The sequence below is a fragment of the Paracoccus sp. (in: a-proteobacteria) genome, from assembly GCF_030538755.1.
Lineage (GTDB): Bacteria > Pseudomonadota > Alphaproteobacteria > Rhodobacterales > Rhodobacteraceae > Paracoccus.
This window is the reverse complement of sequence record NZ_JAUNTJ010000001.1, coordinates 1-14199: the sequence shown is the minus strand read 5'-3', so window position 1 is coordinate 14199 and position 14199 is coordinate 1. Positions and strand designations below refer to the sequence as shown.

The window sequence follows — 14199 nt, the reverse complement described above, 5'->3', positions numbered from 1 at the left end:
GCGACCTTGTGCGACGCTTTCGGCTTTCGATCCGGGGGGAAACGGGCTAACCCGTTGGCGGCAAACCAAGGGGAAGACGATGCTGTTCTGGATCATCTGCGCGGCGCTGACGGCTCTGGTCGTGGGGGCGATCCTGCTGCCGTTCCGGCGGCGGGACGACGCGGCCATCCCCGATTCCCCCGCCGCCTATGATCTTCAGGTGTATCGCGACCAATTGCGCGAGGTGGATCGCGATCTGGCGCGCGGCATCATCGCCGCCGACGACGCCGACCGGCTGCGCGCCGAAATCGGCCGCAAGGTGCTGGAGGCCGACCGCAGGCTGACGCTTGAGGCCGCCAAGGGGCCGCGCCGGGGCGGCGCGCTGGCCGGGGCGGCGCTGGTGGCGCTGGTGCTGGCGGGCGGGGCCTTTGGGCTTTACTGGCGCGAGGGTGTGCCGGGCCTGCGCGATCTGCCGCTGTCGGCGCGTCTGGCCGATGCCGAACAGATGCGCGCCAACCGCCCGTCGCAGGCCGAGCTAGAGACAAACGCCCCCACCCCGCCGGAAACCGTCGATCCGGCCGATCCGCAATTCGCCCGGTTGATCGAACAGCTTCGTCAGGCCGTGGCCCGCAACCCGGACGATCCGCAGGGGCTGATCCTGCTGGCCCAGAACGAGGCCCGGCTGGGCAATACCACCGCCGCCCGCGACGCACAGGAAAGGCTGGTCGCCCTGCGCGGCGATCAGGCCAGCGCCAGTGAACTGACGCAACTGGCCGCGCTGATGGTGCAGGCGACCGGCGGCATCGTCTCGCCCGAGGCCGAGGCGCTGATCGACCGTGCGCTGGCCGCCGATCCGCATTATCCGCAGGCGCGCTATGTGCAGGGCATCCTGTATGCGCAGAACGCCCGCCCCGACCTGACCTTCCGCATCTGGGCCGGGCTGCTGGAACAGGGACCGCCCGACGCGCCATGGATCGCCCCGATCCGCGACTCGATCGAGGATCTGGCCTGGGTCGCGGGCGAGCCGAACTATCAGCCCCCCGCCATGGGGCTGACCGGCCCGACCGCCGGGCAAATGGCCGATGCGCAGCTGATGACGCCCGAGGAACGCGAACAGATGATCGCCGGCATGGTCGAAGGGCTAGAGGCCCGGCTGACCACTCAGGGCGGCTCGGCGCAGGAATGGGCGCGGCTGATTTCGTCGCTGAAGGTGATCGGGCAGGATGACAAGGCGGCGGAAATGGCCGACCTCGCCCGCACGGCCTATGCCGACCAGCCCGACGCCCTGACGCAGATCGAGGCCGCCGCCAGCGCGCAGCCCCCGGCGGGCGGCGTGATGATGGGGATGCCGATGGCAGGCGATGCCCCCGGCCCCACCGCCGAAGATATTCAGGCCGCTGGCGACATGACGCCGGAACAGCGCCAGCAGATGGTGCTGGATATGGTGCGGCGGCTGGAATCGCGGCTGGCCACGCAGGGCGGCACGGCGGATGAATGGGCGCGGCTGATCTCGGCTCTGATGGTGGTTGGCAACGAAGCTCACGCCCGCGACATTCTGGCCGAGGCGCGGCAGCGTTTTGCCGACCATCCTGAATCACTGGCCGTGATCGACGCCGCCGCCCAAAGCGCCGGGATCACCGAATGATCTGCGAAACGGTCGAGGATTTCGCCGCAGCCCTGCCCCGCACCGGCGCCATCGCCGGGCTGGACCTTGGCACCAAGACCATCGGCGTCGCGGTCAGCGACGGGCTGCGACAGGTGGCCTCGCCCCTGTCGGTGATCCGGCGCACGAAATTCACCGCAGATGCAGCGGAACTGCTGAAAATCGTGGCGGATCGTGGGCTGGCCGGGATCGTGCTGGGCCTGCCGCGCAATATGGACGGCAGCGAAGGCCCGCGCGCGCAATCCACCCGCGCCTTTGCCCGCAATCTGGCGCGGCTGACCGATCTGCCGATCACCTTCTGGGATGAACGCCTGTCCACCGTCGCCGCCGAACGCGCGCTGCTAGAGGCCGACACATCGCGCAAGCGCCGGGCCGAGGTGATAGATCAGGTCGCCGCCGGATATATCCTGCAAGGCGCGCTGGACCGGCTGCGCTATCTGTCCTGACGCAAGCCGGGGCCGGGCGGGCGCGGCAGGGCGGCAGAACCCGCACCCGCCCTTGCCCCCTTTCATCCCGCCGCCTTCGCCTTTAGCTTGCGCGGCAAATGAACAAGAGGTCATACATGAAACGGGTCAATCTGGGCGGCAGCGATGTCGGGGTCAGCGAAATCTGTCTGGGGACGATGACATTCGGCAACCAGACCCCGCCCGAGGATGCCTTTGCCCAGATGGACCGGGCGATGGATGCGGGCATAACCTTTTTCGACTGCGCCGAGATGTATCCGGTGAACCCCGTCCGCCCTGAAACCGTGGGCCGGTCCGAGGAAATCATCGGCGAATGGGTCGCCGCGCGGCGGCCCGGCGACCGGATGCAGATCGCCACCAAGATCAGCGGCCCCAGCCCCAATGTGCGCGACGGCGCCCCCTTTGACGGGGCCACGGTGACGGCCTGCATCGACGCCTCGTTGCGACGGTTGCAGGTGGACCGGATCGACCTTTACCAGCTTCACTGGCCGGTGCGCGGTTCCTATGCCTTTCGGCAGAACTGGAGCTATGATCCCTCGACACAGGACCGCGCGGCGACCATCGCCCATATGCAGGACGTGCTGAGCGCGCTGAAGGCCGCGCAGGCGGCGGGCAAGATCCGCGCGGCGGGGCTGTCGAACGAAAGCGCATGGGGGCTGACCCGCTGGATCGACGTGGCCGGTGGGATCAAGGCACCGCGCATGGCGGCGATCCAGAACGAATATTCGGTGCTGTATCGCCCCTATGACACCGATCTGGCCGAAGTGGCGGTGAACGAAGATGTCACGCTGCTGTCCTATTCCCCGCTGGCCGCCGGGCTGCTGACCGGGAAATATCAGGGCGGCACCCTGCCGCCCGGCAGCCGCGCCGCCGTGGACAAGGCCAGCGGCGGGCAGGGCAATCTGGGCGGGCGGCGCACGGATCGCGCGGCGCAGGCGGTGGACAACTGGCTGGCGCTTTGTGCCACTCGCGGCTGGGACCCGATGCATCTGGCGATCAACTGGCAATTGACGCGCCCCTTCAAGGTGGTGCCGATCATCGGGGCCACCACCGATGCGCAGCTTGCGCATCTGATCGCCGGGCTGGGCCGGGTGCCCGATGCCGACACGCTGGACGCCATCGCGCAGTTTCACAAGGCAACCGCGATGCCCTATTGACCGGGGCGGCGCGGGGCCTATCTGTCTGAGGTGCGCGACAAACCGGGGAACATGGGGGAATGATGGCTGGCGATCCTTATGCGGCCCTTGGCCTGACAAAATCGGCCACCGATGCCGAGATCAAAAAGGCGTATCGCAAGATCGCCAAGACCGATCACCCGGACCTGAACCCCGATCCCAAGGCGGTCGAGCGGTTCAAGGCAGCCGCCGCCGCCTATGACCTGCTGAAAGACCCCGAACAGCGCCGCCGCTTTGACGCGGGCGAGATCGACGGACAGGGGCAGGAACGGCCGCAGCGCCGTTCCTATCGCGAACATGCCGAAGCGGCGGGCAATCCCTATGCCCGCGACTATGGTTTCAGCGGCGACCCCGACCTGTCGGGCGTGTTCGACGATCTGTTCGGGCGTGGGGCGCGGGCACGGGGTGCGGGCGGTTTTGGTGGTGCGGGTGCGGGCGGTGGTTTCGATCAGCAAGCGTTCCATATGCGCGGGCAGGATCTGCGGTTTCAGTTGCAGATCGACTTGCTGACCGCCGCGCGGGGCGGCAAGACCCGGATCACCCTGCCCGATGGCTCTGACCTTGAGGTGACGATCCCCAAGGGGGCCGAGGATGGCCAGACCATCCGCCTGCGCGGCAAGGGCGGGGCCGGGATGGGTCAGGGTGGGGCGGGCGATGCCTATCTGACGCTGACCGTGCTGCCCGATCCGACCTTCCGCCGCGAGGGTGACGACATCTTCATCACCCTGCCCATCTCTATCGACGAGGCGGTTCTGGGCGGCAAGGTGCCTGCGCCGACCATCGACGGGCCGGTGAACCTGACGATCCCGCCCGGCGCATCCACCGGGCGCCGTCTGCGCCTGCGCGGGCGCGGCGTGAATGGCGGCGATCAGCATGTCGAACTGAAGGTGGTGATGCCGCCGCAGGTCGATGACGATCTGCGTGCCTTTATGGAAAACTGGCGCAAGACCCACGCCTATGACCCAAGGAAGGAGGCATAAGATGGCCCGCATCTATTCCGAATCCGAAGTCATTGCCGCTGTCACCGACCTGACCGAAACCCGGCTGGTGGCCTTTTGCCGCGCGCGGCTGGTGCAGCCGGTGCAAAGCGACAGCGGCGCGCGGATGTATCGCGAAGCCGATCTGGCGCGGCTGCAACTGGTCAGCGATCTGGCCGAAACCTATGACCTGCCCGAAGATGCGCTGGATATGGTGATGTCGCTGATCGACCAGCTGAACACCATGCGCGGCGACATGCGCGCGCTGATGCAGGCGGTGGCGGCGGAACCGGACGAGGTGCGCACGCGCATTCACGGCACGCTGCGGCGGCTGCGCTAAGGGTGCGCCCAAAGGCCGGGGGCGCTTCGCCCCCCGGACCCCCAGAGGATATTTTTTGACCAAAGATGCCTGGGAACCGCCGGGTCAGGGATCGCGGCGTCCGTTGCGGCCGCCACGGCGTTTTTTCAACAGCGGTTTGCGGGCGGGCAGTTCGGTCAGGATGGCGCGGCGGGCATCGGCGGACATGCCGCCCCATGCCGCGATTTCATCGAGGGTGCGATAGCAGCCGACGCAGATGCCTTCCTGCGGGTGGATCACGCAGATATTGACGCAGGGGCTTTGCACTTCGTCACGGGTCCAAATGGGGGCGCGGTCATCCATGGCCGGACCATAGCGCCGGCGGCGCGGGTTGCAAGGCCCGCGCCGCGCCGTTGTCAGTGGCCGATCTGGGCGTAATCCAGCATCATGTATTTCGCCGGGCGGCCTTTCTTTTGATTGCCCTCATCGCTCATCAGCAGCAGGCGGGATTCGCCGTTGATGGTAATCGAGTCAATGGATTCGACGTTGTTCAGGTTGATGATGTCGGGCAGATCGACCATCGCCGGTTCATCCGCCGGATCGCCGCTCCATGACCATAGTTGCGAATGGTTCTTGCCATCCTCGTCGCGGATTTCATTCACAATCAGAAACGCCCCGATCACCGGGTCAAAGCTGAGCGCGCGGATGCCGCCGCCTTGCATGTCCAGCACGATGGGATCGCCGAAAGCCGGCGGGGCGATACCGGCGAACACCTCGTTCGGGTTACGGATGGTGACGATCAGCGACCGTCCCGCGACCAGCGGTTCGCGCAGGCCCAGCATCAGGTTCTGGGTCTGGCGGTGGAAGGCCAGACCCTCGATGTTCAGACCGGCGAAGTCGATTTCCTCGCCGGTCATCTCTTGCACCCTGGCCTTCAGCTCGGTCGCCCCGTCCAGCGCGTCGCGCATATGGGTATAGCTGGTGATCTGGCCGACGTGGTTGCCCTCGATCCGAAAGCGCAGCATCTGTTCGCGGTCGGCGCGGCGTTGCCCATCGGCATTCGCCGAATGCGAGGTGATCGCATAGATGAAGCCGTGGTCATCGACCGACAGCCCTTCGAGATCGTTCAGGCGGCGGCCAAAGGCGCGGGTCAGGCGCACATCGGCGGCCGGGTCTTCGACCAGCGTGCCGTCGGTGCCGATGCTCATCAGGCTGAGCGCGCGGGATGCCTCGTCCTCGACGACAAGGATGCGGCCATCGGGAAGCTGTTGCACCGCCGAGGGTTCATAGATGTCGCGGAATTCCGAAATCCCCAGGTTGCGCAGTTGCGGCAGTTGTGGCTGCCCGGTCAGGCCGGGAAACAGGCCGAACGCGGATTTGATGCCGACAAAGGCGATGACGGAAATCAGCAGGCCCCAGCGGAACACGGTATAGGACACGTTCAGCATCTTGAACTTGCGATCCGCCATCAGGCCCAGCCAATACAGCTGATCGCTCATCTTGCGATAGATGTCGTCGCGGTCACGCAGCAGGGCCTGCATCCGGTCCCAGTAATCATCGGGCGTCATGCGCACGCGGTCTTCGTAGATCAGCAGGTTCAGATCGTGATCCTCGTGCATCTGATTGGCCCGGTCCATATAGGTGCGCAGATCGCGCAAACCTGCCTCGCCCCGGCGCAGGGCGCGGACCCAATCAGCCAGCCCGCGCAGATAATGCACCCGTTCGGGCGATGCCGCCAGCAGGGCAAAGATGATCGAACAGGCCGCCGTCGCCATAAAGACCCCTGCCGGCAGCAGAAAGGCGGCGGAATTGGCAAAGATGAACGCACCCGAGATCATCAGCGCCGAGATAATCAGCCCGTTCAGCGAGATCATGATGTTCGCCTTGGTCGCCGCCAGGGCGATCATATCCATTTCCGAACGCACAGCGTTGCGGAACATGGTCTCGACGGCCTTGGCGGTGCCAAGGGGCTTTTGCTTGTCGGCCTTGTCATCTTTGTCGTTCTTGTCGTCAAAACCGTCATCGGTCTCGAAACCCGCAGCCGCCGACAGCGTGTCGAATTCGTCTGCAAGATCGGACAGTTTCTTTTTCCTGTTCTTTGCCATCACCCCCGCCCTCAGCAGTTACCATCGTAAGTTGTCAGACTTACGCGTGGCGACCGTGCTTATTCCGCCACATGTCATTTTATGATGACAAACGCCCGTCAGAGGGCGGCGGGTTCCCCCTCTGATGACAAACCGATGAAAAAGCGGCGACGGATCAGGTGTTTTGCTTCAGCAGCCGCTGTTTCTGGCGGCCCCAGTCGCGTTTCGCGCTGGTTTCGCGCTTGTCTGCGACCTTCTTACCCTTGGCGATGCCGATTTTCAGCTTTACCCGTCCGCGATGGTTGAAATACATCACCAGCGGCACCAGCGTCATGCCTTCGCGCCCGATGGCCTGCCACAACCGCGCCAGTTCACGGCGACTGACCAGCAGCTTGCGGCGGCGACGTTCTTCGTGCCCGAACACGCCCGCATGGGGCAGCGCAGCGATATAGCCGTTAATCAGCCACAATTCGCCATTTTCCACGCTGGCATAGGATTCGGCGATGTTCGACCGGCCGGTGCGCAGGGACTTCACCTCGGAGCCAGTCAGGACGATGCCGACCTCGAGATCGGATTCGATAAAGTAATCGAATCGTGCCCGCCGGTTTTCGGCGATCACCTTGTAGTTCTTGTTTTCGGGTTCCTTGGCCATGACGCTTGCAGATAGGTGCGCGCGGGCCGGGTGTAAAGGGCTGCGCGCCCGCTGGCCGAACTAACCGCGCGTGGCCTGCATACACAGGCGGCCATCGCCGCCAGCCACCCACAGGTCATCGCCCCGGCGGCACAGGCGCGCTGCTTCGCCCGCGGTCAGCGGCGAAACACCGCGAAAGGAAAACCTCTCCAGCCCCGGCCCGGCCATCAGCATCAGATGCTGCGCCAGCAGCGGGCCGTGGACGACCAGCCCGGCATAGCCTTCGGTGTCGCGGGTGTAATCGGCGTCGTAATGGATGCGGTGGCCGTTCATGGTCAGCGCGGAATAGCGGAACAGATCGGTGCTGGTAAAGCTGCGGTCCTGCTGTTCATCGGCATCGGTGGGCGCATCGGGGTAGCGGGTTGCGGCGCTGGCCCGTGCCTCGGGGCGGTAAACCAGATCCTGCCATTCGGTGACGCAGAGCCGCCCGTTCTGGCTGATGTCATGGCGCAGGGTGACAAAGGCCAGCGGCCCCGATCTGCCCTCTTTACGGGCGGTGGATTCGACGGTCGAGGTCTTTTGCGCCGGTTGCCCGGCAAACAGCGGCGCGGCGAAATGCAGCCGTCCCCCGGCCCACATCCGGCGCGGCAGGCCCATGTCGGGGATCAGCCCGCCCTGCCCCACCGCCGGGTGCCCGTCGCGGCCCAGTTGATCCGCCGGGCGGGCATCCCAGAAATAGATCTGATGCGCAAAGGGCGGCAGCGGGCTGTCGGCTGTCCACCGCAGCCCCAGCGTGGTCGCCAGTGCGCTCATGCGCGCGGGGTCGATCTGATCGCTTAGGGTGACGGGCCGGTTCATAGCCGCTAGGCTAGTGCAGCAGACAGACACAGGGAAGGGCGAATCCATGCGACACGGCGGGCAGGTTCTGGTCGAGGCGCTTAGGGCGCAGGGGGTGGGCCGCGTGTTCAGCGTGCCGGGCGAATCGTTTCTGGCGGTGCTGGACGGGCTGCATGACAGCGGCATCCAGAACGTGGTCTGCCGTCACGAAGGCGGGGCCGCCATGATGGCCGAGGCGGCGGGCAAGCTGACCGGGCGGCCCGGCGTCTGCTTTGTCACCCGCGGGCCGGGGGCCACGAATGCCAGTGCAGGCGTGCATGTGGCGAAACAGGACAGCACGCCGATGATCCTGTTCATCGGCCAGATCGCCCGCTCTGACCGCGACCGCGAGGCGTTCCAGGAGGTCGATTACCGGCAGATGTTCGGCGGGCTGGCGAAATGGGTGGCCCAGATCGACCAGACCGACCGCATCCCCGAATATGTCGCCCGCGCCTTTGATCTGGCCATGTCGGGCCGCCCCGGCCCGGTGGTGCTGGCCCTGCCCGAAGACATGTTGTCGGCCAGCACCGATGCGCCCGACCTTACCCCGGCCCCGCGTCCGGTGGCGGGCCTGTCGGCGGCGCAGGTGACGGCGATCACCGATGCGCTGGCGGCGGCGGAACGTCCGCTGGTGGTGCCCGGCGGCACGATCTGGACGCAGACCGATGCCGACAATCTGGCGCGCTTTGCCGAACACTGGGGGCTGCCGGTGGCGGTGCCGTTCCGGCGGCAGGATTACATGGACAACCGCCTGCCCAACTATGCCGGTGATCTGGGCGTGGGGATGAATGGCCGCCTTGGTGCCGCGCTGCGCGAGGTGGATTGCATTCTGGCGCTTGGGTCACGTCTGGGCGACACGCTGACCGCCGGGTATGAGCTGATGCACCCTGCCGCGCAGGGGCGGCGGATCGTGCATGTCTATCCCGACCCGGACGAGATCGGGCATCTGTGGCGCGCCGACCCCGGCATCGCCGCCTGCCCGCGCGCGGCACTGGCCGCACTGGCCGACACCGCCGCGCCGCGCCGCTGGGACGACTGGACCGCCGCTCTGCGCGCGCATTACGAAGATTGGCAGACCCCGCGCGAAACCCCCGGTGCCGTCAAGATGGAGCAGGTGATCTGCTGGCTGTCGGCCAATCTGCCCGAGGACGCGATCATCACCAATGGCGCGGGCAACTATGCGTCCTTTGTGCATCGCTATTTCCGGTTCAAGCGCGCGCGGACGCAGATCGCGCCCACTTCGGGGTCGATGGGTTACGGCTTTCCGGCGGCGGTGGCGGCCAGCTTGCAGCATCCGGGGCGGGTTGTCGTATGCATGGCAGGCGACGGCTGTTTCCAGATGACCCTGAACGAGATGTCCACCGCCCGGCAGTATGGCGCCACGCCGATTGTCATCGTGGCGAATAACGGGCGCTATGGCACGATCAGGATGCATCAGGAAAAACACTATCCCGCGCGGGTGTCGGGCACCGATCTGTTCAACCCCGATTATGCCGCGCTGGCCCGCGCCTATGGCGGCCATGGCGAGGTGGTGACGGATGGCGGCGATTTCCCCGCCGCCTTTGATCGCGCGCGGCAGGCGGGCGCGCTGGCGGTGATCGAGTTGCGGCTGGACCCCGAGGCCCTGACCACCGCCGCCACCCTGACCCAGATCAGGGCAGCCGCGCAGCAGGATCAATCGTGATGGCCAACGCCCGTCACCGGCGCAGGTGCGCGACAGCCGGGGTGCGCGGCGTGGCGCAGGTGCCGCGATGAGACCCGGCGCGCGCAACCTGATAACCGATGTCGCCGGGCTGCGGGTGGGCAATGCGCATGACCCCGCGCTGAAATCCGGCGTGACGGTGCTGACCGCCGATGCGCCCTTTGCCGCCGCCGTGCATATCATGGGCGGCGCGCCGGGCACGCGGGAAACCGAGCTGCTGGCCCCGGACAAGCTGGTTCCGGCGGTCGATGCGCTGGTGCTGGCGGGCGGATCAGCATTCGGGCTGGCGGCTTGTGACGGGGTGATGGCCGGGCTGCTGGCCGCCGGGCGCGGCTTTGCCATTGGCGCGGCGCGGGTGCCGATCGTGCCGGGGGCCATCGTCTTTGACCTGCTGAACGGCGGCGACAAGGGCTGGCGCGACAACCCCTATCCGGCGCTTGGCCGCGCGGCTTTGGATGCAGCAGCGCCGGATTTCGCCATTGGCACCGCCGGGGCAGGCAGCGGCGCGATGACCGGCTGGCTGAAGGGCGGGCTGGGGTCGGCCTCGGCCGTGCTGGACAGCGGCGTGACCGTGGGGGCGCTGGTGGTGGTCAACGCGCTTGGATCGCCGACCGTGGGCGACAGCCGCCATTTCTGGGCCGCCCCGTGGGAAATAGGGGCCGAGTTCGGCGGGCTTGGCCTGCCCGGCAGCTTCCCCGCCGCCGCCGAACCGCAACCGATGAAACGGCAGGGCGAGGCCACCACCATCGCCATCGTCGCCACCGATGCCGCGCTGGACAAGGCCGCGTTGCAGCGCATGGCCACGGCGGCGCATGACGGGATGGCACGGGCGCTGGTGCCTTCACACACGCCGCTGGACGGGGATCTGGTGTTCGCGCTGTCCACCGGCGCGCGCCCCGTGGCCGACCCGCTGCGCGATCCGTTCCAGATCGGCCATGCCGCCGCCTGTTGTCTGGCGCGGGCCATTGCGCGCGGGATTCATGCGGCACGGGCGGTGGCGGGCGATCTGCAACCTTGCTGGGCGGATTTGTAGCGCCGCGCCCCAAGGTGCGTATTTAGGCAAACAGGAAGCCGGGGGCGTTGTGTAAAAAAGGGCGAGGTCCGAAGACCCCGCCCCCAGAGATCGCCAAGAGGGAACAGCTTAGCGATAGATATAGACGATGCGGCGATCCTGAGGACCGACCAGCACGGTCTGACCGTTAACCGTCACATAACGGTAATCTTCGTAACCCGGAACCTCATACAAGGTCACAGTTTCGGGAAGACCCGCGCCCACGACCAGTTCGCCGTCGAGCATCACCGGATCGACCGGGTGTTCGGTGATATAGGTGTGGATTTCGGGCGCAGGTTCCTGCGGCACCGTCGCGCCGGTTGCGCCGCCCAGGGCGGCACCGGCCACAGCGCCGAACGGACCGGCGATGATCGCCCCCATCGAGGCCCCAAGCGCGCCCGCGACAGCGGTATTCTGCGGCTGTGTGTCGGCGGGCGGTTCGATCACCGTCACGCCGATCTGCGTGCGGTTCGGATACAGCGGCTGGATCGTATCGCCTTCGCCCACGGCCAGATAGTCGCCATAGGCCCAACCCTCGGTGCCGTTATAGGTCAGCTGGCACCAGTTGGCGGATTCGATACAGCCTGCCACGCTGACCTCATCTCCGCTGGTGATGACGCCGATCACCTCGTGCCAGTTGCCGGGGCCGGACCGCAGGTTCAGGTCGGTGGCCGCCGTGGCGGTGGTCTGGGCAAAGGCCGCGCCCGAAACGATGGCGGCGGCGAAAGCGGTAGCAACAAACAGTTTACGCATAACGCTGTCCTTTCTGTTCGGCCCTGTCCGGGCCATCGGGCAGCAAACCCGGCAACTCGGTCGATCGTTCCGCCCCTGCCATCACAATAAATTTGCGGCATGGGCGGGAACCTGTGGCTTTGACATCCGCCGGGCCGCGTGATGATGTGAGCCAACATCCGGGAAGGAGCCGCCATGACCCAAGACACCACCGACCTGAAATCGCTTTTGAAAGATCCGTCGCTGCTGGAAACGCGCGCTTTTGTCGCGGGGGAGTGGGTTTCGGCGGCGGATGGCGCAACCTTTCCCGTCAGAAACCCGGCGCGCGGCGATGTGATCGCCGAGGTCGCCGATCTGTCGCGCGCGGATGCCGCCCGCGCCATCGAGGCCGCGCATCGGGCGATGAAGGGCTGGCAGGCGAAAACAGCCAAGGAGCGCGCGCAGGTATTGCGCAAATGGTTCGATCTGATGATGGACAATCAGGACGATCTGGCCACCATCCTGACCGCCGAACAGGGCAAGCCGCTGGCCGAGGCCAAGGGCGAGATCGCCTATGGCGCATCCTTCATCGAATGGTTCGGCGAAGAAGCCAAGCGGGTTTACGGCGAAACCATCCCCGGCCATCAGCCCGACAAGCGGCTGAGCGTGCTGCGTCAGCCCATCGGGGTGGTCGGGTCGATCACGCCGTGGAACTTTCCCAATGCGATGATTACCCGCAAATGCGGCCCGGCACTGGCGGTGGGCTGCGGCTTTGTCGCGCGGCCTGCGGCGGAAACGCCGCTGTCGGCCTTGGCACTGGCGGTTCTGGGCGAGCGCGCCGGTCTGCCTGCGGGCATCCTGTCGGTCGTCACCTCGTCGCGCAGCAGCGACATCGGCAAGGAGTTCTGCGAAAACCCGCTGGTGCGCAAGCTGACCTTTACCGGCTCGACCGAGGTGGGGCGCATCCTGCTGCGTCAGGCCGCCGATCAGGTGTTGAAATGCAGCATGGAACTGGGCGGCAATGCGCCCTTCATCGTCTTTGACGATGCCGATCTGGATGCCGCCGTCGAAGGGGCGATGGCCTCGAAGTTCCGCAACAACGGGCAGACCTGCGTCTGCGCCAACCGGATCTATGTGCAGGCCGGGGTTTACGACGATTTCGCGCAGCGGCTGGCCAAAGCGGTGGACAAGCTGAAGGTCGGCGACGGGCTGGCCGAGGGCACCACCACCGGCCCTCTGATTAATCAGGATGCCGTCGCCAAGGTCGAGGAACATATTCAGGATGTGCTGGACGGCGGCGGCGCGGTGCTGACCGGCGGATCGCGGCGCGAGGGGCTGTTCTTTGATCCCACGGTCGTCACCGGCGTCACCGACGCCATGAAGGTCGCGACCGAGGAAACCTTTGGTCCGCTGGCCCCGCTGTTCCGGTTCGAGACCGAGGAAGAAGCCATCGAAAAGGCCAATGCCACCATCTTTGGTCTGGCCTCGTATTTCTATGCCCGCGACGTGGGCCGCATCACCCGCGTGCAGGAGGCGCTGGAATACGGCATCGTCGGGGTGAACACCGGCATCATCTCGACCGAGGTGGCTCCGTTTGGCGGTATCAAGCAATCCGGTCTGGGCCGCGAAGGATCGCATCACGGCATCGACGATTATCTGGAACTGAAATACGTCTGCCTGTCGATCTGATGTCTGTCGGTCTGGCCATGCGTGCGGCCCGGATCGACGCGATCTTTACGGGCCGCGCGCGGGTGATGTGGGCGGGGCGTCCTGCCTCGGGGATTGCCAAGGCGGCTGTGGCGGGGCCGCTGCATCTGGGGCCGACGGGGTTTGCCGGGGATGAGCAGGCCGATCTGCGGATGCATGGCGGGCCGGAAAAGGCGGTGCATCACTATGCCGCCGATCACTATCCGCTGTGGCAGGCCGAACTGGGGCCGAACCCGCGCTTTGTCGCGGGCGGTTTTGGCGAGAATATCTCGACCATCGGGCTGACCGAAGATGACCTGTGCATCGGCGACGTTCTGGCCATGGGCCGCGCGCGGGTGCAGATTAGTCAGGGCCGCCAGCCCTGCTGGAAGCTGACCGCCCATACCGGCATCGCAGACATGGCGCGGCGGGTGCAGGCCAGTCTGCGCACCGGCTGGTATTACCGCGTGTTAGAGCCGGGCGAGGTTGCCCCCGGCGATATTTTGCGCCTGATCGACCGCCCGCATGACGGGTTCACCCTCCGCCGTGTCACCGGCGCGCGGCTTGGCCATGCCACCGACCGCGCCGAGGCTGCACGGCTGGCCGCGCTGGACCACCTTGCCCCCGGCTGGCGCGCCGCCTTTCAACGCAAGGCCGAGCGCCCGGATGAGATCGAGGATGACCGCCCCCGACTGGACGGGTGAGAGGGGCAGAGAGGACGGTGTTTGCGGCACGCGCGGGTGCCTCCGGCGGGGATATTTAAGGACCAAAGATGCCCGTGCTGCGTGGATTGGCGCGCGGCTTTGGGTTGGGACCGAGAGCCGTCGCCAAAGATGCGGGAGGGGCGTCTGCCCCATACGCGCTAACTTAAGTGGTAGACGGGCGGCATCTGTCCGTGATTC

Annotated in this window: 14 protein-coding genes; 9 read left to right on the top strand and 5 right to left on the bottom strand. The window is 66.4% G+C overall.

The genetic code is table 11. The features are described 5' to 3' along the window. Positions 1 to 79: 79 nt before the first annotated feature. From ccmI to Q4G14_RS00050, 5 genes are all read left to right on the top strand, one after another. Positions 80 to 1624 (top strand): c-type cytochrome biogenesis protein CcmI, encoded by a 1545-nt coding sequence (gene ccmI / locus Q4G14_RS00070; RefSeq protein WP_303359674.1) that lies wholly within the window; start codon positions 80 to 82, stop codon positions 1622 to 1624. Continuing rightward, complete coding sequence (ruvX, locus tag Q4G14_RS00065; protein ID WP_303359673.1) at positions 1621 to 2088, top strand: Holliday junction resolvase RuvX; 468 nt, start codon at positions 1621 to 1623, stop codon at positions 2086 to 2088. Before ccmI ends, ruvX begins: the two co-directional genes overlap by 4 nt. A 116-nt stretch (positions 2089 to 2204) precedes the next feature. Further along, positions 2205 to 3263, top strand: coding sequence for an aldo/keto reductase (locus tag Q4G14_RS00060; protein WP_303359672.1), 1059 nt, complete (start codon positions 2205 to 2207; stop codon positions 3261 to 3263). A 62-nt stretch (positions 3264 to 3325) separates the two neighbouring features. Then, positions 3326 to 4261 (top strand): DnaJ C-terminal domain-containing protein, encoded by a 936-nt coding sequence (locus tag Q4G14_RS00055; protein ID WP_303359896.1) that lies wholly within the window; start codon positions 3326 to 3328, stop codon positions 4259 to 4261. Position 4262: 1 nt separating this feature from the next. Then, positions 4263 to 4598, top strand: a complete 336-nt coding sequence (locus tag Q4G14_RS00050; RefSeq protein WP_303359671.1) for a MerR family transcriptional regulator — start codon at positions 4263 to 4265, stop codon at positions 4596 to 4598. A gap of 84 nt (positions 4599 to 4682) precedes the next feature. Here the strand turns inward: Q4G14_RS00050 and Q4G14_RS00045 are convergent, their stop codons facing one another. The 4 genes from Q4G14_RS00045 to Q4G14_RS00030 form a co-directional block, all read right to left on the bottom strand. Next, positions 4683 to 4919, bottom strand: coding sequence for a DUF1289 domain-containing protein (locus Q4G14_RS00045; RefSeq protein ID WP_303359670.1), 237 nt, complete (start codon positions 4917 to 4919; stop codon positions 4683 to 4685). Between the two features lie 53 nt (positions 4920 to 4972). Further along, entirely contained in the window at positions 4973 to 6661 is a 1689-nt protein-coding gene (locus tag Q4G14_RS00040) for a DUF3616 domain-containing protein (RefSeq protein ID WP_303359669.1), read from the bottom strand. Between the two features lie 154 nt (positions 6662 to 6815). Then, positions 6816 to 7292, bottom strand: coding sequence for an SsrA-binding protein SmpB (gene smpB / locus Q4G14_RS00035; protein WP_303359668.1), 477 nt, complete (start codon positions 7290 to 7292; stop codon positions 6816 to 6818). Positions 7293 to 7352: 60 nt separating this feature from the next. Beyond that, a complete protein-coding gene (locus Q4G14_RS00030; protein WP_303359667.1) occupies positions 7353 to 8129 on the bottom strand; it encodes a MaoC family dehydratase N-terminal domain-containing protein in 777 nt (258 codons plus the stop codon). Between the two features lie 46 nt (positions 8130 to 8175). Here Q4G14_RS00030 and Q4G14_RS00025 point away from each other — a divergent pair, with 46 nt between their 5' ends. Then, the gene (locus Q4G14_RS00025) at positions 8176 to 9831 is read left to right on the top strand and encodes a thiamine pyrophosphate-binding protein (RefSeq protein WP_303359666.1); all 1656 of its coding nucleotides are present in this window, start codon (positions 8176 to 8178) and stop codon (positions 9829 to 9831) included. Between the two features lie 67 nt (positions 9832 to 9898). Then, positions 9899 to 10882, top strand: coding sequence for a P1 family peptidase (locus tag Q4G14_RS00020; RefSeq protein WP_303359665.1), 984 nt, complete (start codon positions 9899 to 9901; stop codon positions 10880 to 10882). 108 nt (positions 10883 to 10990) lie between these two features. Here Q4G14_RS00020 and Q4G14_RS00015 read toward each other — a convergent pair whose 3' ends face one another. Continuing rightward, on the bottom strand, positions 10991 to 11653 hold the full coding sequence (locus Q4G14_RS00015) for a DUF1236 domain-containing protein (protein ID WP_303359664.1): 663 nt from the start codon (positions 11651 to 11653) through the stop codon (positions 10991 to 10993). Positions 11654 to 11827: 174 nt separating this feature from the next. Between Q4G14_RS00015 and Q4G14_RS00010 the strand changes: the two genes are divergently transcribed. Together Q4G14_RS00010 and Q4G14_RS00005 are read left to right on the top strand one after the other, a co-directional pair. Further along, positions 11828 to 13300 carry an NAD-dependent succinate-semialdehyde dehydrogenase gene (locus Q4G14_RS00010; RefSeq protein ID WP_303359663.1) on the top strand — a complete coding sequence of 491 codons (1473 nt, stop codon included), beginning with the start codon at positions 11828 to 11830 and terminating at the stop codon, positions 13298 to 13300. A gap of 65 nt (positions 13301 to 13365) precedes the next feature. Further along, the gene (locus Q4G14_RS00005; RefSeq protein ID WP_303359895.1) at positions 13366 to 14001 is read left to right on the top strand and encodes an MOSC domain-containing protein; all 636 of its coding nucleotides are present in this window, start codon (positions 13366 to 13368) and stop codon (positions 13999 to 14001) included. Positions 14002 to 14199: the final 198 nt, after the last annotated feature.